Origin of the sequence: Paenibacillus sp. FSL R7-0128 (assembly GCF_038002245.1) — a bacterium.
In the GTDB taxonomy this organism is placed as follows: Bacteria; Bacillota; Bacilli; order Paenibacillales; family Paenibacillaceae; genus Paenibacillus_AQ; species Paenibacillus_AQ silagei.
This window is the reverse complement of record NZ_JBBOCD010000001.1, coordinates 4,087,779-4,105,349: the sequence shown is the minus strand read 5'-3', so window position 1 is coordinate 4,105,349 and position 17,571 is coordinate 4,087,779. Positions and strand designations below refer to the sequence as shown.

At 54.1% G+C, this 17,571-nt stretch carries 13 protein-coding genes; all 13 read left to right on the top strand.

The genetic code is table 11. The annotated features are described in order from the left end of the window. The first annotated feature begins 61 nt into the window (after nucleotides 1-61). The 13 genes from NST26_RS16875 to NST26_RS16815 all read left to right on the top strand — a co-directional run bounded on the left by NST26_RS16875 (nucleotide 62) and on the right by NST26_RS16815 (nucleotide 17,397). Nucleotides 62-1,279, top strand: a complete 1,218-nt coding sequence (locus NST26_RS16875) for an MFS transporter (protein ID WP_340952531.1) — start codon at nucleotides 62-64, stop codon at nucleotides 1,277-1,279. Between the two features lie 187 nt (nucleotides 1,280-1,466). After that, nucleotides 1,467-2,810, top strand: coding sequence for an ABC transporter substrate-binding protein (locus tag NST26_RS16870; protein WP_209873912.1), 1,344 nt, complete (start codon nucleotides 1,467-1,469; stop codon nucleotides 2,808-2,810). Between the two features lie 61 nt (nucleotides 2,811-2,871). Beyond that, nucleotides 2,872-3,780, top strand: a complete 909-nt coding sequence (locus NST26_RS16865) for a carbohydrate ABC transporter permease (protein ID WP_036726648.1) — start codon at nucleotides 2,872-2,874, stop codon at nucleotides 3,778-3,780. A 3-nt stretch (nucleotides 3,781-3,783) separates the two neighbouring features. After that, a complete protein-coding gene (locus NST26_RS16860) occupies nucleotides 3,784-4,632 on the top strand; it encodes a carbohydrate ABC transporter permease (RefSeq protein WP_340952532.1) in 849 nt (282 codons plus the stop codon). A 30-nt stretch (nucleotides 4,633-4,662) separates the two neighbouring features. Further along, nucleotides 4,663-6,477: a sensor histidine kinase gene (locus NST26_RS16855; RefSeq protein WP_340952534.1), complete on the top strand. Its 1,815-nt coding sequence runs from the start codon at nucleotides 4,663-4,665 to the stop codon at nucleotides 6,475-6,477. Then, nucleotides 6,474-8,093 (top strand): response regulator, encoded by a 1,620-nt coding sequence (locus tag NST26_RS16850; RefSeq protein WP_340952536.1) that lies wholly within the window; start codon nucleotides 6,474-6,476, stop codon nucleotides 8,091-8,093. Before NST26_RS16855 ends, NST26_RS16850 begins: the two co-directional genes overlap by 4 nt. A 672-nt stretch (nucleotides 8,094-8,765) precedes the next feature. Further along, entirely contained in the window at nucleotides 8,766-10,478 is a 1,713-nt protein-coding gene (locus tag NST26_RS16845) for a TerB N-terminal domain-containing protein (protein WP_340952539.1), read from the top strand. 10 nt (nucleotides 10,479-10,488) lie between these two features. Next, nucleotides 10,489-11,808 (top strand): ATP-binding protein, encoded by a 1,320-nt coding sequence (locus tag NST26_RS16840; RefSeq protein WP_340952540.1) that lies wholly within the window; start codon nucleotides 10,489-10,491, stop codon nucleotides 11,806-11,808. After that, nucleotides 11,805-14,006, top strand: coding sequence for a DEAD/DEAH box helicase (locus NST26_RS16835; RefSeq protein WP_340952541.1), 2,202 nt, complete (start codon nucleotides 11,805-11,807; stop codon nucleotides 14,004-14,006). Before NST26_RS16840 ends, NST26_RS16835 begins: the two co-directional genes overlap by 4 nt. 36 nt (nucleotides 14,007-14,042) lie before the next feature. Then, entirely contained in the window at nucleotides 14,043-14,369 is a 327-nt protein-coding gene (locus tag NST26_RS16830) for an antibiotic biosynthesis monooxygenase family protein (RefSeq protein WP_339314533.1), read from the top strand. A gap of 334 nt (nucleotides 14,370-14,703) precedes the next feature. After that, the gene (locus NST26_RS16825; protein ID WP_340952542.1) at nucleotides 14,704-15,345 is read left to right on the top strand and encodes a hypothetical protein; all 642 of its coding nucleotides are present in this window, start codon (nucleotides 14,704-14,706) and stop codon (nucleotides 15,343-15,345) included. 120 nt (nucleotides 15,346-15,465) lie between these two features. Then, nucleotides 15,466-15,927: a GNAT family N-acetyltransferase gene (locus NST26_RS16820; protein WP_340952543.1), complete on the top strand. Its 462-nt coding sequence runs from the start codon at nucleotides 15,466-15,468 to the stop codon at nucleotides 15,925-15,927. Between the two features lie 93 nt (nucleotides 15,928-16,020). After that, nucleotides 16,021-17,397, top strand: coding sequence for an extracellular solute-binding protein (locus NST26_RS16815; RefSeq protein ID WP_209873932.1), 1,377 nt, complete (start codon nucleotides 16,021-16,023; stop codon nucleotides 17,395-17,397). Nucleotides 17,398-17,571 lie beyond the last annotated feature (174 nt).

Sequence of the window (17,571 nt, the reverse complement as noted above, 5' to 3'; positions counted from 1 at the left end):
TAAGTGATACTAGTCAGGAATTATTGGATTAGCGGGAATCAGGGGAGAGGGGCCTTAAGTCATGTGGAATCAAATGTCGCTGCTGCAGAATCCGAAGCAGCGGAAGCTGCTCTTCAGTGCAGGTCTAAGCTGGATGTTCGACGCGATGGATGTAGGGATGATCTCGTTCGTCGTGGCTGCACTAGCCAAGGAATGGTCGCTGGGGCCGGAAAAGATCGGCTATTTAACCAGCATTAACTCGGTAGGGATGGCGGTCGGTGCAGCCGCAGCCGGAATTATGGCGGACCGCTTCGGCCGCAAATCGGTGCTGCTCTGGACGCTGCTGATCTTCTCGATTGCAAGCGGACTGTCGGCATTCGCCGCAGGTTATGCAGTATTATGTGTGCTGCGCTTCATTGCCGGCTTCGGGCTGGGCGGAGAGCTGCCGGTGGCTTCGACACTGGTATCCGAGAGCATGCCCGTCAAGGAAAGAGGCCGGGCTGTGGTGCTGCTGGAGAGCTTCTGGGCGCTCGGCTGGATTCTGTCGGCGCTGATTGCTTACTTCGTCATTCCGGATTACGGCTGGCGGGTCGCCTTCGCCATTGGTGCGGTACCAGCGCTATATGCGCTCTATCTGCGCAGGGCGATCGATGACTCCCCGAAGTTCGCGGAGATCAAGAAAGCACCTCCAGTGCCTTTGAAGAAGCGTATAGCGGCAGTCTGGTCAGCAGAGCACCGGCGTTCGACCATCATGCTGTGGATTCTGTGGTTCACCGTGGTGTTCTCTTATTATGGAATGTTTCTGTGGCTGCCGACGGTGATGGTGCTGAAGGGTTTCAGTCTGGTCAAAAGCTTCGAGTATGTGCTGATCATGACACTCGCCCAGTTGCCGGGGTACTTCACCGCCGCTTATTTCATCGAGAAATACGGCCGCAAGTTCGTACTGGTCATCTACCTGCTGCTGACAGCCGTCAGTGCTGCCTGGTTCGGGAATTCAACGACCGAGGGCATGCTGATGGCTGCCGGGATCTGCCTGTCGTTCTTCAACCTGGGAGCGTGGGGCGGGATGTACGCCTACACACCTGAGTTGTATCCGACTAAGATCCGTTCTACAGGTGCCGGACTCGCCACCTCCTTTGGACGGATTGGAGGCATTATTGCCCCAACGCTGGTCGGCCTGTTGGTTGGCAAGGCGGTCGGGATCGGCTCCATCTTCATGATCTTCTTCGTCACGATTGTAATCGGCGCTCTGGCGGTGCTGTTCCTGGGGAAGGAAACGAAGGGACTGGAGCTAGAGTAGATTGCTTACGGAACAGATTTATACTTAAAAGAACTAACCAGGACTAACAGGCCAGCCGGAAGATTCCGGCTGGCTTTTGTCTTACTTATTTGATATAACCCCTTACTTTTCTGGATTTACCCTATGCAGTGCGTTCCGTATAATCATTAATGTAACCGCTTACTTCACAAATTTGAGGAGGCAACAGATGACAATCAAGGGGACCAAAGGACTTGCACTGCTTCTAAGCTCCATATTGCTGATGACTACGGCTGCATGCTCATCCGGCGGATCGAATGCACCGGACGGTGCCAAGGCTTCTTCCAAGACAGAGGGTTCGGCACCTGCAATTGAGCTGCGTATGACCTGGTGGGGCTCGCAGACACGCCACGATCTGACCACCAAGATGATCAAGCGCTTCGAGGAGAAGAATCCGGGCATCACGATTAAGCCGGAATATTCCGGCTGGGACGGCTATTTCGATAAGCTGTCTACCCAGGTGGCAGGCTCGAATGCTCCGGATATCATTCAGATGGACTATGCGTTCCTGTCCGATTACGCCAAGCGCGGCACCTTGCTTGACCTGACGCCTTATACCCAGGATGGAACGCTACGGACGGAGGACCATGACAGCAGCATGCTCTCGGCAGGAAGCATTGACGGCAAATTGTACGCCGTCACGCTTGGAGTGAATGCTCCCGGCGTTGTCTATAATGCATCTGTGCTTCAGGAGCTGGGAATTGCGGAGCCGCAGGAGTCATGGACGTGGAAGGATTTTGCGGAGATGGCGAATGCAATTGCTAAGAAGAAGGGCGACGGCTACTATGGTACGCCGGATATTTCGGGCACTACGAACATCTTCGAGGTATTCGTGCGCCAGAACGGGAGCGGCCTGTTCGAAGGGAATAAGCTGGGTGTCTCCCGGGAGGTCATCGATGAATGGTTCAATTACTGGCAGGGGCTGCGGGACAGTGGCGGCGCTACAACGGCAGAGGTAACTGCCGCGATGACGAATGCCCTGGAGACCCGGCCGCTGTCCGTTGGCCAGTCTGCCCTTGATTTTGCCTGGTCCAACCAGCTGATTACCTATCAGAATGTGCTGAAGGATCAGAGCCAGAAGCTGAAGATGCAGGTGATTCCGCATATGGAAGGGGAGCAGAAAATCGGCGAATATCTGAAGCCCGGCCAGTTCATCTCCGGGAATGCCAAGACCAAGTATCCCAAGGAGGTGGCGAAGCTGATCGACTTCATGGTCAATGATCCGGAAGGCACCGCTATTCTGGGGGCTGAACGGGGAGTGCCGGTCAATTCCGCAGTGCGGGAGCAGCTGAAGCCGTCGCTTACCGCCGAGGAGCAGTTAATCTTTGATTTTATCGATGTGGTCTCCAAGCATTCCAGTGATATTGACCCGCCTTACCCGCAGGGCTTCTCGGAGATTGATAAGAACTTCAAGAGCGCCAGCGAGCAGATCTCCTTCGGTCAGGCCGGAATTCCGCAGGTAAGCGAGCAGTTCATCTCCGGTGCTAACGCCATACTGGACAAGGCCAAATAAATACAGAGGAGCGAGAGAGCCATTGAGTGCAGATCTGATTACAGTAGATAGACCAGCAGGCATGAAGCGGCGTAAAACAAAGCTGCGCTACAATCAGAACGGGATTGCCCTCCTGTTCCTGTCGCCCTGGCTGCTGGGGCTGGTGTGCCTGACCCTGGGGCCGATGGCGGCCTCACTCTATTTTTCTTTTACAGATTACAGTATTCTGGAGAGCTCCAGATGGATCGGACTGGATAATTTCACCACAATGCTCACCGCCGATCCGCTATTTATCCAGTCGCTTAAGGTGACGTTTATCTTCGTATTCGTGTCGGTACCGCTGAAGCTGATGTTTGCCCTGGCGGTCGCTCTGCTTCTTAACAAAGGAATACGGGGCCTTGGCATCTACCGGACGGTCTACTACATCCCTACGCTGCTTGGAGGCAGTGTCGCTATTGCGATGCTGTGGCGCAAGATGCTCGGCGGCGACGGGCTGCTGAATCAGCTGCTGGCCATGGTGGGGATACAGGCGCCTGACTGGGTATCGAATCCCAAATACTCGCTGTATTCGCTTATCCTGCTGTCGGTATGGCAATTCGGCTCGTCGATGATCATCTTCCTGTCCGGGCTGAAGCAGGTGCCGCCGGAATATTATGACGCCTCTTCGGTGGACGGTGCAGGCAAAGTGGGGCAATTCCTGCATATTACGCTGCCGGTGCTGTCTCCGGTTATCTTTTTCAATGTCATCATGCAGACGATCACCGCCTTCCAGTCGTTCACCCAAGCCTTCATTATCAGTAACGGCAGCGGGGGACCGGTGAATTCCACCCTGATGTATTCCTTGTACCTCTATAAGAAGGGTTTCTCCTTCTTCCAGATGGGCTATGCCTCGGCGATGGCCTGGGTACTGGTGCTGCTGATCGGGATATTCACACTTCTGCTCTTCGGCAGCAGCAAGCTGTGGGTGCATTATGAAGATGGGGGGAAATAAGCTATGGATACAGGCAGCGCCTCGAAAAGTACCGTTTGGCTCAAGCACTTCATCATCTGTCTGATCGCCTTTGTCATGCTGTACCCGGTGCTGTGGCTGGTAGGCAGCTCGTTCAAGCCGGCGAATATGATTTTCTCGGAAATCTGGTTCTGGCCCCGGCAATGGAATTTCCATAATTATGTCAGCGGCTGGTTCGGCTTCCAGGGCAGCTCGTTCTCCCGGTTCCTGCAAAACTCGGCTCTGGTCTCTCTGGGGGCCGTGCTCGGTAATGTGATCACCTGCTCCATGGCGGCTTATGCGTTCGCGCGGCTGAATTTCCGGTTCAAGGCACTGGGCTTCGCGCTGATGCTGATGACGATTATGCTGCCGCTGCATGTGACCCTTATCCCGCGTTATATTCTCTTTAACAGCCTGGGATGGGTGAACACCTTCGCGCCGCTTATTCTGCCCAAGTGGATGGCGACGGACGGCTTCTTTATCTTCCTGACGGTACAGTTCATCCGCGGCTTGCCGAAGGAGCTGGACGAAGCAGCAACGATTGACGGCTGCGGGCCGGTTCAAATCTTCAGCCGGATTATTATTCCGCTGGCGTTGCCTGCGCTGATCACGACGATGATTTTCACCTTCATGTGGACTTGGGATGATTTCTTCAGCCAGCTCATCTTCCTTAGCGATATCGGGAAGTATACAGTGCCGCTCGGGCTGCGCCTGTTCCTGGACTCCAGCTCGCAGTCGGATTGGGGCCCGATGTTCGCCATGTCGGTATTGTCGCTGGTGCCGTGCTTCATTCTCTTCATCACGCTGCAAAAGTATTTCGTGGAAGGAATTGCGACATCCGGCCTGAAAGGATAGAATCTTGGGAAAAGCATAGGGATGGGGCAGATGCAAAAAAGAATGCTCGGCACCTGGCTGCTGCGGATCAGGCGGAGCAAGCTCTCCACGCTGATGGCAGCCAGTATTATTACGTTCAATCTGATCTTTCTCGGGTTCATTGTCCTGCTGGCCTACCGGACCTTCTCGGATGTAACCTTCAAAGAGATCAGCACCACCAGGCTTGCCCTGCTGAATGAGAGCACGAAGCGCGGCTTCGACTTCATGACCAATGTGTCGGGCACCGCCTACTCCATTGCAGCGAACAAGAGCGTGATTGAGGGGCTGGAGAACACGCCTTCCTCCAAGTATCAGATGATCTCCAGAAGGCGGGAGATTACGGAGATTCTCCAGCATTCGCTGGTGCTGAACGAAGGGGTAAGCTCGATTGAGATTTACAGTGATTTGTTCAGCGGGGTGCCGCAAAGCTCCACGGACCTTGTCTTTCCTGTCTCTTCGATTAGGAACGAGAGCTGGTATCCCCAGCTGAAGCAGGCGGATTCGCTCTGGGTTCCCCTGGAGGGCAGCGGCGGCGAAGACGAGCCTTATCTGATCGGCCATATTCAGCATCTGTTCGGAAATGAAGGAAAAACGATCGGCTACCTCTATATCCGGCTGTCTGCAGACGATATCCTGAAGCAGTTCAAGGATATTCCGGCTGTGCTGGACGGCCAGATTCATCTGGTGGATACAAGCGGCAATCTCCTGCTGCTGGTGAACAAGGAGAATGGCTCTGCCGGTAAGGTTGTACTGGATGCCGACTGGCTCTACCAGCATACGTATGAGGGCAATGAAGGCTATGAACTGCTAAAAAAAGACGGACAGTCCTATCTCGTCCTGTTCTCCAGACCGAGCACTATCTCCTGGCGGCTGGTTCAGGTCATCCCGACCCGCGAGCTGCTGCAGGAGGTTCGTAAGGCGGACAGGCAGGTAATCGGGATCGGCCTGCTCTGTCTGCTCCTGTCGGCGCTGCTGGCGTACTTCTTCATCCGTAATATGATCCGTCCGGTGCGGAGGCTGATTCAGGAGATGCGGAAGCTGGAGCGCGGAGATTTCCGGGCCAGTATGAGTGAGTCGCTGACGGAGGAATACACGCAGATGTCTTACGGCTTCAACCACATGGTGAACCGGCTGCAGGAGCTGGTGCAGAGCGAGCGGGAAGCAAGCGCCGCGAAGCGGGAGGCGCAGGCAGGGCTGCTGGAGGCCCAGATCAAGCCGCATTTCCTGTACAACACGCTGGATATGATTCACTGGAAGGCGATGGATTACGACGCCCAAGATATCAGCTACATGATCACCCAACTGGGCAAAATGCTGCGCATCGGCCTGAGCGGCGGCAGAATGCTCATTCGTCTGCGCGACGAGCTGGAGCATGCGCGGTGTTATGTCAGCATCCAGCAGGAACGGCTGCCGATTGCTATCGAGTATACGGAGTCGATTTCGGACCCGGCAGTCCGGAGTTATTTCATTCCGAAGGTTATTCTCCAGCCGCTGGTTGAGAATTCAATTATTCATGGCAGCCGGGAGCCAGGTTCCGGCCCTTTGCAGATTCATCTGGAGGTCAGGGAGGTCAAGATGCCGGGCAGCCAGCCTTACTTGCAAATCACTCTTCTGGATAACGGCCGGGGCTTGGAGGAAGGCTGGTCGATGGAGCAGGTGAGCGGCATCGGCACCCGGAATGTGATGAGCCGGATTCAGTTGTACTGCGGGGAACCGTACGGACTATACTTGGCCAACCGGCCGGAGAGAGGGGTTGCGGCTATGATTACGCTGCCAGTCATTGAGACGGAGGAGCAGCTGGAGCGGCTGCTGCGCGATCAGCTATGAGCCGCTCTATACTGCTGGTGGATGACGACCCGCATATTCTGAAAGCCCTTACGAGACATGTAGGCTGGGAGAAGCTGGGCCTCACTCTGGCTGGAACAGCGGTCAACGGCCATGAAGCGCTGGAGCTGTTCCGCAGATTCTCCCCCGATCTGGTGATGACCGATGTCTATATGCCGGGCATGGGCGGACTGGAGCTTACAGAGGCGCTGAGGGAGCTGGCACCGGAGCTGCCGGTTATTATCCTGAGCGGCTACGAGGAATTCGAGAATGCCCGGCAGGCGATGCGCTGGGGCGTCAGCCATTTCCTGCTGAAGCCGGCCAGGGTAGACGAGATCGAAGCGGTGCTCCGCGCTGTGCTGCTGGATCTGGATGCCGGAGAGCAGAAGAAGCGGCTGGAGGAGCGTTATCAGCAGGAAATCGGCCGCACGCTTCCTTTTCTGCGGGAACGCTTGCTTATGGAGCTGTTGACCACCCGCTACAGTGCGGAGGAATGCTCCGAGGAGCGGCTCGGATATCTCCAGATTACCCGTCCGCAGCGGCTGGCGGCGGCCAGCATCCAGCTGAACCGGCCTTCGTCGCTGCATAAGCTGAAGGAGCGCGAATGGCAGCTGCTGCGCTTCGGAGCGGGCAATATCTGCCGGGAGACACTCCAGCACAAGCTTGCCGGACATCCCTCTGTGCAAGGTCATGTGCTGGACTATTCCGACGATCTGCTGGTGGTGCTGCTGCTGGACCGTGAGGCGGGAGAACCAATCCCGGTTCTGAAGGAAGTAGTGCAGGAGACGATGGATAAGATCCGAAATTACATTCAGCTTCAGACCTATGCCGGTATTGGTTCGGTCAAATCTGCCATCCATGAACTGATCGATTCTTATCTTGAGAGCAGAGAGGCGCTTGCTTCCGCGGAGTTTCAGGAGACCAGTCCCATCTACGCCTATGAGCCGTGCAAAAGCACCAACCCGTGGACGCTGGAGGACTATTCCCGGCTGCTCCAGGAGTGGAATGAGGTGCTGCTGTGCAGGGATTCCTCAAAAGTATGGGAGACCTGGGAGATCATCTTCGGCAGGCTCCGGCAGGAGGATCAGAATAATATTCAGGACATACAGACGGTGTGTGTCGGGCTGTTCACTACGCTGATGTATTACTGGAATGCCTGCTGCCCGGGCCGCACTCCCCCTATGAGCATGTCCGAATTCCTGCAGGCGGTGACGGGATACTATACCTGGAGAAGCTTGACGGAGTGGATGGGCCAGATTATTCCGGCATTCCTGAACGCAGCGTTCACCGAGATGAATGTCAAGAAGAACCGTCTGGTAGAGAGCGTCAAAAGCTATGTGGAAGCCCACTATACCCAGGAGATCAGCTTCATGGGCCTCGCGCAGGAGCTGCATGTGCATCCGAAATATCTAAGCCAGCTCTTCAAACGGATCAGCGGTGAGAATTTCGTCAGTTACCTGAATCAGTACCGGGTGGACCGGGCCATCGAATTCCTGCAATCCGGCCAGCATATGGTGTATGAGATCAGTGAAATGGTCGGCTTCAACAACCCCGCCTATTTCAGTCAGGTGTTCAAGATGATTACCGGGCGCAGCCCGAGTGATTATTTGAAGGGGTAACTCTCCGCTATTGCAGCCCCCAGGGTGAGTATAGTATATTCTTATGGAGACACAAACGAACGTTCTCATTGCCCGGCAGGTAACATCAAGTTGCGGTGCGGTGACAGACGCTCTCATCCAAGATCTTGAGGAGTTAGTCTCTCAAGGTCTTTTTATTGATTTATGGCGGGATGCTGGAGGGTGGGCGGATTCCTGCTGTGCAACTGTGCGACTGTGCGATTACATAGGTGGGCACCTCGGATATTTTCGCGGTTATGCGGACTGAGGATCCGTTATTTCTTCAAAAAGCTATTTCATGAGCCCCGAGCGGACTGAGAAGCGCTTATTAGGGTTATTCGGCCCTGAAATGAGACATTATCGTTCAAATAAGGGATTCTGAGTCCGCTTGACCGTCAAATTTGCCGGATTTGTTCAGAATAACGGAATCTCAGTCCGGCAGAGATAACTAGGGGAGTAATAGTAGCAGGAAGTGGTAGGGATAGCGGTAAGTAGATGTGAGTTGCAGTAAGTAACAGTGAGTTGCAGTGAATAGTAGCGAGAAAGAAGCAGGAAGTAGCAGTGAGAGTAGCTGCATTAACCGTACCTGCACATGACTGGAGCGGCTGCATCCGCTGCATAGGGTATATGATATAATGTGAGAATTACCAAGACATACGGGTGGGGCGATGAAGCATGGCTAAAGACAGGCAGGGGCTACATTTCTCGGAGCTGGTCTGGGAGAGTACGGAGCAGAATGTGGCGATTCCGCCGCGCGGTACTGTAGATGAAGGCAGCCGGAAGCCTAAGTCAGAGCCGGTTAAGAAGACAACGTCCGGTTACGATACAGTCCAGCTTCAGCTCTGGGATATGGAAGAGAGTGTGGAGCCGGTAACCACTACAGAGAGCGAGTTCGTCCAGCGTGCACGTGAGCTTGTAGAACATAAGGAGCCTGCGGCGCTGTTCGTCCCGTTCAAAAGCTATTGGCCCACCTACGGGCATATGACCGGCGCGCAGAGCAGATGGTATTTCTTTTGGCGGGATGAAGTCCGGCAGGGGAGATACCCGAAGACCGATCTCTCATATATCTTCCTGCATATCTATGAGCTGATTAACGGTGTGGGCTGGGACGAGCCTCAGGAGGGCTGCCGTCAGCTCAATCTGCTGTGGGAGGCCTACCGTGATAGTTACAAACGTCTGGATCAGTACCTTGGCGGGTGGATTGCGGATTTCTCTTTTGTCCATAAGCTGGATATCCGCCTCTCGGAGATTGTGGCCCGTTCGCGCGGGCTGGCCGGGGATCTGGCTGAGCTTGAATTGGTCCGCTGCCTGTCGGCTGCCCCGGAGCAGCTTAGGATCGAGGTACTGAGTGTGATGTCGGATTATGATATCAGCAAGTCCAAATTCTATACCGGCGAGGGTAAAATCGCTGCGGATCGTTATATTCCCCAGGTTGTAGCCCTAATTGATGCTTATGTCGCGCGGAAGCATGGCTCGAATCTAATCACGATGTTCCCGCCCGCCCCGCCTGTCGTCCGTGAGCGTTATTTGTTCCGCAGCGCGGTATACGATATCTCCCTGTATGGCTATTCTGTTCTTGTACCTGTTATCCGGGTCAGCAAGTCCCCGCCGCTGCGCAGTCTGATTACCCGGCTGTTCCGGCTGACCGAGAATAAGCTGCGGGCGCTGATGGGATACCGGGGAAGACTGAAGGATGTCCGGGTTGATGCCGATATGGATGATCTCGTCACCCGGTTCCTGGAGCGTGAATTCCGCAAGGCGGAGCAGGAAGAGAAGGGCCCGGCAGTGGTCATTGACCAGCAAAAGCTGGAGCAGTTGGCAAGCGACTCCGAGGTGGTGCGTTCCTTGCTTACGGTGGAAGACACCGGGGAGCCGGGTCATGAGGATGACGCGGAATGGATAATTGAGTCTGAAGGAGCACTTGGAAGCGCTGAATCAGCGGGCGAGAAAAGTATTGCGAATGCGAATGCAAGAGTTGCATCAGCTGTATCAGCAAATGAGGATAACTCTGCAAAAGCTGAAGAGCAGGTGGCCCGGATGACCAGTGGTGGGCGGTTAGGAGGCACGCGGGAAGAGCTCCCGGGTGATTCCCCGTCTGCCGGACAGAAGCTTACCGTTTCCCAGCCGCCAGCCTCAGATAGGGAAGCGGACCGCTGGACATTGTTCGCTTCGGAGCTGACTCTGCTGCAACGGGAGGCCGTGCTGGCCCTGGCAGAAGAGGGCGGTCCTGCGAAGGTGCAGCGGCTGGCTGCAGGAGCAGGAACGATGGCAGAGCTGCTCTACGATGAGATTAATGAGCTGGCAATGGACAGTCTGGGAGACCTCATTATTGACGGGGAAGAGCTGACCGAAGAATGTCTATCCATGCTGGACTATATAAAGAGGTGAAATTCGTAAAATGAACCCACTCAAAATACCGAAGCGGATGACCACCGCGCTCGTCAATTCGCTGACAGCGGGAGTTGTACCGCGTATAGGTCTTGAACATATCGCCGTCGGCCGCCGGCCGGAGGTGGAGGCGATTCTCCGCGATATGGAGAATATCGCCGATGGCGGAGCTGCCTTCAAGCTGATTACAGGCAAATTCGGCAGCGGCAAAAGCTTCCTGCTCCAGATCATCCGCAACTATGCGATGGACCGTGACTTCGTGGTTGCCGATGCCGATTTGTCGCCGGAGCGGCGGCTGGTTGGCACGAAGGGACAGGGGCTCGCCACCTACCGCGAGCTGATGAGCCATCTCTCGACCCGGACCCGCCCGGATGGAGGGGCGCTGGAGATTATGCTGCAGAAGTGGATCATGACGCTGCAACAGGCGGTGATGCAGGAGAAGGGCTATGGCCCTGACGCGCCGGAACTTGGCGATGAGGTTGAGCAGCGCATCTATTCGGTTGCTTCCGAGATGCGCGGGCTGGTGCATGGCTTCGACTTCGCTAAGGTGCTGGCCTCTTACTGGAACGGGCACAAGCTGGCCGATGACGGGCTGAAGCAGGATTCCCTGCGCTGGCTGCGGGGAGAGTTCCCGACCCGTACGGAAGCGCGGAAGGCGCTCGGCGTTGGTGTCATCATTGACGATGACAACTGGTACGACTACATGAAGCTGTGGGCGGAATTCACCGGAGCCATCGGCTATAAGGGCTTGCTGCTGTTTATCGATGAAGGGGTGAACCTCTACAAGATTACCAACAGTATCTCGCGGCAGAGCAATTATGAGAAGCTGCTGACCATGTTCAATGATACGATGCAAGGCAAAGCTGAGCGGCTGGGTATCTTCGTTGGCGGAACGCCGCAGTTCGTGGAGGACCACCGGCGCGGACTGTTCAGCTATGAGGCCTTGCGCTCCCGGCTGGTGGCCGGACGGTATGCAGGCAGCGGGCTGAACAATTACACAGGGCCGATTATTGCGCTGGACATGCTCTCCCACGAAGAAATTCTTATTCTGCTCCAGAAGCTGCGGGATATCCATGCGCTCCATTACGGATATGAAGCAAGACTGACACAGGAGCAGCTGGTGCATTTCATGGAAGAGGCGGTCAACCGGCTGGGAGCTGATGAACTGCTCACTGCACGTGAGGTGGTGCGCGACTTCATGGATCTGCTGCACACCCTGCACCAGCATCCGGAGCTTTCATTCGAGAAGCTGGTTGGAGAGCGGACTTCGCGGCCTGCCGAGACGGAACAGAATGAGCTGGACGGCTTCCTGGCGGAGTTCGACCTATGAACGATAACCCGTTCTACCGGCTGGCCCCGTTCATCAAGGAATTCATCTACAAGAACCGCTGGGATACGCTGCGCGAGGCGCAGGTCGATGCCTGCCGTGTGCTGTTTGACACGCCGCATCATCTGCTGATCGCTTCAGGGACGGCCTCGGGCAAGACCGAAGCGGCCTTCTTCCCGGCGCTAACGGAGCTGCACCAGCGTCCGTCTGCTTCTGTAGGCATTCTGTATATCGCGCCGCTGAAGGCGCTGATCAACGACCAGTTCACGCGGCTGAACGACCTGCTGCGTGAAGGGAACATTCCGGTCTGGCACTGGCATGGCGATGTGCCGCAGGCGGACAAGACCAAGCTGATGCAGAACCCTTCGGGAGTGCTGCAGATCACCCCTGAATCGCTGGAGGGCCTGCTGATGAACCGCCCGAATGCGATCCCGGCCCTGTTCCATGATCTGCGCTTCATCATCATCGATGAAGTTCATGCCTTCATGGGCGCAGACCGCGGAATTCAGGTGCTGAGCCAACTCGCGAGGATCTCGCGGATGGCGGGCTGTCATCCGCGGCGGGTCGGCCTCTCTGCGACCTTAAGCGATTATGCATCCGTCACGGAGTGGCTGGCGGCGGGCACGCGCGAGAGCGTGGAGGTCAGCGCGCCGCAGGGCGGGCGCAAGCTGCGGCTGAGCGTGGAGCATTTCTCGTTCCCGGATGCGCGGAATGAGGAGGAAGCCGAGCACCTGGAGCGGGCGCGACAGGCTTATTATGGCTTCATCTATGATCACACGCATGTGAAGAAGGCGCTCATCTTTACGAACAGCCGCACCGATGCCGAAGAGGCCATCCTGGAGATGCGGCGCATTGCCGCTAAGCGGGGCGAGCGGGATGTCTTCCATGTGCATCATGGAAGCATCTCCGCGATGCTGCGCGAGGAGACCGAGGCCACGCTCCGTGAGGGCGCAGGGCCGGCTGTGGCTGCAGCGACGCTGACGCTGGAGCTGGGGATTGATCTGGGCGAGCTGGAGCGGGTGCTCCAGCTCGGCGCGCCTTATAGCTGCGCGAGCTTCGTGCAGCGGCTGGGCCGCTCGGGCAGGCGCGGGGACGCCGCCTCCGAGATGATCTTCGTCACGCCCGAGGAGGAGGACGAGGAGGCGCAGCTCCCGGCGCGCATGCCGTGGACGCTGCTGCGGGCCATAGCCGTAATCGAGCTGTATGTACGCGAGAAATGGGTGGAGCCGCTGACCGTGCGCCAGCTGCCGGTCGGTCTCCTGTATCATCAGACGATGAGCATTCTGAAGAGCATGGGTGAGGCAGAGCCGGAGGAGCTGAAGGAGGCTGTACTGAGCCTGCCGTCCTTCCGCAGCATTGATCCCGCTGATTATGATGACTTCATGGAGTACATGCTGGGCATGGGCCATATCGAGAAGATGGATGAGGGCAGCCTGCTGATCGGGATGGCGGGTGAGAAGATCGTTAACAACTTCCGCTTCTATGCGGTATTCAAGGACGATGAAGAGCATGTCGTCTATAACGGGACGGAGGAGATCGGGTCCATTACCACCGTGCCGCCTCCAGGCTACTGCTTCACACTGGCAGGCAAGCTATGGAAGGTCGAGGAGGTGGACAACCGCCATAAGGCCGTCTATGTCAAAGGCTCACGCGGCAAAGTGGACACCTTATGGCTCGGTGCAGGCGGAGATGTCCATACCCGGATTATGACGAAGATCCGCGAAGTATTAGGATCTACGGCCCTGTACCCATACCTTGCACCAAGCGCGGCCGCCAGACTGGAACGGGCCCGCAGGCTCGCGAAGGAGAGCGGACTGCTGACGCGTTCCGTTCTGCCAGCCGGGGGAGACTCCATGTTCATCCTTCCGTGGGCTGGCAGCCGCCAGTTCCGCACGCTGGAGCGCCTGCTCAAGAACAATCTGAAGGAGCCGCTTGGCTTGCGCTCGGTCGTGCCGATGGAACCGTATTATATGGTGGTCGCAGGCAAAGTGGGTGCAGAGAAGCTGGAGGATGAGATTATTGCTGAGACCGCTGCCGCTACGGATGCACTCACGCTCCTGAAGCCGGATGAAGCCCCTTACCTCGGCAAATACGATGAGTTCATCCCGCATGACCTGCTGCGCAAAGCCTTTTCGCTCGACGGTCTTGATGTACCGGGTCTAGTCAGCGTGATCAAACAGTGGAAGCAGCCTACGGCATAATGGATATAGGGATAACCAAATAACGGAGGTGAAATCATGAGCGAGATTGCTAAAACACCACAAACACCTTATTACGCAGTGATTTTTACATCGGAACGAACAGATGCGGATACCAAATATGTGGAAATGGCGGATGAAATGGAGAAACTTGCATCCGTCCAACCTGGATTTCTCGGAGTAGAAAGTGCCAGAGAAGGTGTAGGTATTACTGTATCTTATTGGGATTCTCTCGAAGCTATACACAAATGGAAACAAAACGAACGACATTTAGTAGCCCAGCGCAAAGGGATATCTGATTGGTATCTCGCTTATAAAACAAGGGTTTGCAAGGTTGAAAGGGATTATGGATTTGAGAAGGCTTGAATAAGCGAGTATGGGACTACAACAAGAAGCAGCCGATCCTATAGTGACCGGCTGCTTCTTGTTATACGGCGGGAATTATAACTTTTGCACCATATAGCTGGGATTCATTCCAATCAAGCATGCCCAGTAATTTGGTAAACGCAATCTCTTTTTCGACGATTAGCTTCCAAAATTCCGGATCGTTGCGGGCATTTTCTAAAGCGGAATCTCCGGCTTGCGTTAATAAAACAGCGGAGCTTCTCTCTTGAACTCTAGATAGAGAATTATTCGAAAAAGTAAGCTCAGACGAAGGGTTACTCTAGTTGTGCAATGAAAGAAGAAAGGGTGAGAATTCATGGAAGCAAATATGTTAGAGCGTCTACCAGATCCAGCAATGTTACAAAAGCTAATGAAAATCCAAGCATCACTAAATATTATTCTTTGTCCGGAGGAATGGCTTCGTTACCATAGCTATGTTCAAGATTGGAATGAGGGTGTTTCTATGGCGAAAATAGATAATGGATCAGGGGATCATCTGTTTATTTTGTTTTCCCCTGAAGGCTCCATCATAAAAGGCTTCGATCATGAATCCGGATTAAGCCCATATGCGCAAGATGAACATAAAGTATGGCAAGGGATTTATGATGACGTCCCAATGGAACTATTATCTTTACTTGATGATGCTGCAATTGAAAAAGATGATGTGACTTTTTGTATTTGGCGTAAAAACAGTGACACGAACTGGCACAAGGGGAACGTTGAGATTCCAGAAGGAAAGAGCGATGGTTCTGATTTTTTAATGGGCTGTATATTCCATACACCAGAGGATTTTGTGGAATTTGCAACAGATTATTTTGATTGTTCACTATCCCTAGAGGTTGTTGCAGAAATCTACGATGATCTCCCCATTACGGAAGAGATGATCCATATCTTGAATTCCAGCTGTGATGTAAAGGAAGTTCTTCAAGAATTAGAGCTATTACGCTTAAGATGTTGATGAAGAAATCTTGTGACAACAGCAGCCGGAAGTCCAAATGTTCACCGCAGTGACGACCAAGCTTAGAGTTCAATTCTTTAGTGCTTTTTATAAAAATATAAATAAAAAAGGTGACTCCAAGTGAATTCACTTATAACTATAAGGCTGGCATCCATAACAGATGCTGAGGCATTGTCGCGACTCAATCAAGAGTTCAATGGCGGCGTTCACAGACCCCCGGCCCAAATTATTGAACATCTGCATACTAACCGTAACGAGCTGATTGCCGTAGCCGAGTTGAACGGTAGCATCGTCGGTTTTGGCTGCGCCCAAAGCCTGTATTCTTTTTGCTATGAGGAGCCTTATGGAGAAATTACAGAACTCTATGTGCAAGATACCGCTCGAAGAAAGGGAGCTGCCAGAGCTATTATTACTTGTCTGGAAGACGAGCTTAGGTTGCGCGGAGTGAAACGGGTCAAGGTATTGACGGGCAGAAGGAACACTGCGGCTATTCGGACCTACGAAGATTGTGGCTATGTGAAAGACGATGAGCAGATGTTAGATAAAGAGCTGACGAACGAAGCCCGCCCAAGCATACCCTAGAAAAAACAAACCTCATTTCTGCAGTTCCCACCTTGCCCGGAAGCGCTCTACGCGATGATAATTAGCTTATCACGACAGAGGGGGCTTTAATGAATGGTCAACAGAAAAATGAAGCAAACCGCCACCGTCGCGTTCGCCGCGCTAATGGCAGTAAGCCTTGCCGCATGCGGGAACTCGAACAACAACGCCAATTCCAAGGCTAAGGACACCGCCGCACCGAACGCCGCCACAGGCAGCGGCAATGCCGCTGCTACAGACGCTCCGAGCGACAAGAAGGTAACTATTACCTTCCAGAACATCTACCCTGACCCTGCAACACCGTCTTACAAAATGATCCACGAGCTGACTGACCAGTACATGAAAGAGCATCCCAATGTAAAGATTGAGCTGGATACGCTGAACACGGATCAACAGAAGGTGAAGCTGAAAACACAAGCAGCCTCCAAAGAAATACCTGATATTACGATGGTTAACCCTGCCGCTCAAATGAAGCCCTTTGTAGATGCAGGATTATTAGCCCCGCTGAATGATGTGCTCGATCAGAATGGACTGAAAGATACGTACCAAGCGGGTCTGCTCGACTATTACAGCTTCGATAACAATGTGTATGCGCTTCCTGACGGCAACAATATCGAAGTGGTCTACTACAACAAAGACTTGTTCGCCCAAGCCGGAATTGCAGCACCTCCAACCACGTTTGAAGAATTACTGAAGGACGTTAAGCTCTTAAAAGACAAAGGGATTACTCCACTGGCTATCGGTGAAAAGGATTCGTGGACCGGCTCGTTCCTGTTCATGAACATCCTGCTTCGTACAAACGGCGGTCCTGGCTTCCTGAAAGACGTAGTGGATGGTAAGAAAACATTTGAAGATCCTGCCTTTGTTGAAGCGGTAGACGCGTTCCAGCAACTGGTAGCAGCAGGCGCATTCCCTGACGGGGCAACTTCCATCGATGCAAATGCCGGCGGGAATATTTTCAGATCCGGTAAGGCAGCAATGTGGGTTATCGGTACTTGGGAGACGGGCGCGAATGATGCTTCTTCCGTAGCCGGTAAAGTGGGAGCCTTCCAATTTCCTACGGTTAACGGTAAAGGTGATCCGAACGAATTCATGCTTGCACCGGGCAGCGCATTTGCCGTGTCTGCAAACAGCGAGCATCTGAAGGAAACGAAGGATTTCCTGAACTTCTTCGCTTCTGAATATCCTAAAAAACAGTTCGAGCTGAAGAATGCTGTAGGTATCGGGCAAAAGGTAGACGGTGACCTGAAAGCTGCCGGTTACTCCGAGCTGGCTATCACTGTGGCCGGTCTGTTCAACCAAGTAAAAGGCGGCGATCTGTCCTTCGACAACACGATGAATCCAGCAACTTCACAAGTCCACCTCAGCAGCATTCAGAACCTGTTCGTTCAAAAGATGGATTCCAAGGCGGTAGCCAAAGAGCATCAGGCCGCATTTGAAGCCAATAAATAAGCCTAAGACTTCAGCGTTTCGTATAATCTAAGCTTTACTCAATTTACGCCATCTAACGCATTCCCTGCAATCGTATAGCCGTCCTGCTCGATGCGAAGCCAGCTGATTCAGGCTGCTTCGCATCGGGTTTATCATGTGCTTTTTAAAGTTAATAGCATTAATCATTAATGATAT

Excerpts from the sequence above, each read along its gene's own strand:
- NST26_RS16850 (WP_340952536.1), top strand. The coding sequence starts at position 6,474 with ATGAGCCGCTCTATACTGCTGGTGGATGACGACCCGCATATTCTGAAA.
- NST26_RS16860 (WP_340952532.1), top strand. The coding sequence starts at position 3,784 with ATGGATACAGGCAGCGCCTCGAAAAGTACCGTTTGGCTCAAGCACTTC.
- NST26_RS16825 (WP_340952542.1), top strand. The coding sequence starts at position 14,704 with ATGGAAGCAAATATGTTAGAGCGTCTACCAGATCCAGCAATGTTACAA.
- NST26_RS16845 (WP_340952539.1), top strand. The coding sequence starts at position 8,766 with ATGGCTAAAGACAGGCAGGGGCTACATTTCTCGGAGCTGGTCTGGGAG.
- NST26_RS16865 (WP_036726648.1), top strand. The coding sequence starts at position 2,872 with ATGAAGCGGCGTAAAACAAAGCTGCGCTACAATCAGAACGGGATTGCC.
- NST26_RS16830 (WP_339314533.1), top strand. The coding sequence starts at position 14,043 with ATGAGCGAGATTGCTAAAACACCACAAACACCTTATTACGCAGTGATT.
- NST26_RS16840 (WP_340952540.1), top strand. The coding sequence starts at position 10,489 with ATGAACCCACTCAAAATACCGAAGCGGATGACCACCGCGCTCGTCAAT.
- NST26_RS16875 (WP_340952531.1), top strand. The coding sequence starts at position 62 with ATGTGGAATCAAATGTCGCTGCTGCAGAATCCGAAGCAGCGGAAGCTG.
- NST26_RS16855 (WP_340952534.1), top strand. The coding sequence starts at position 4,663 with ATGCAAAAAAGAATGCTCGGCACCTGGCTGCTGCGGATCAGGCGGAGC.
- NST26_RS16835 (WP_340952541.1), top strand. The coding sequence starts at position 11,805 with ATGAACGATAACCCGTTCTACCGGCTGGCCCCGTTCATCAAGGAATTC.
- NST26_RS16815 (WP_209873932.1), top strand. The coding sequence starts at position 16,021 with ATGGTCAACAGAAAAATGAAGCAAACCGCCACCGTCGCGTTCGCCGCG.
- NST26_RS16870 (WP_209873912.1), top strand. The coding sequence starts at position 1,467 with ATGACAATCAAGGGGACCAAAGGACTTGCACTGCTTCTAAGCTCCATA.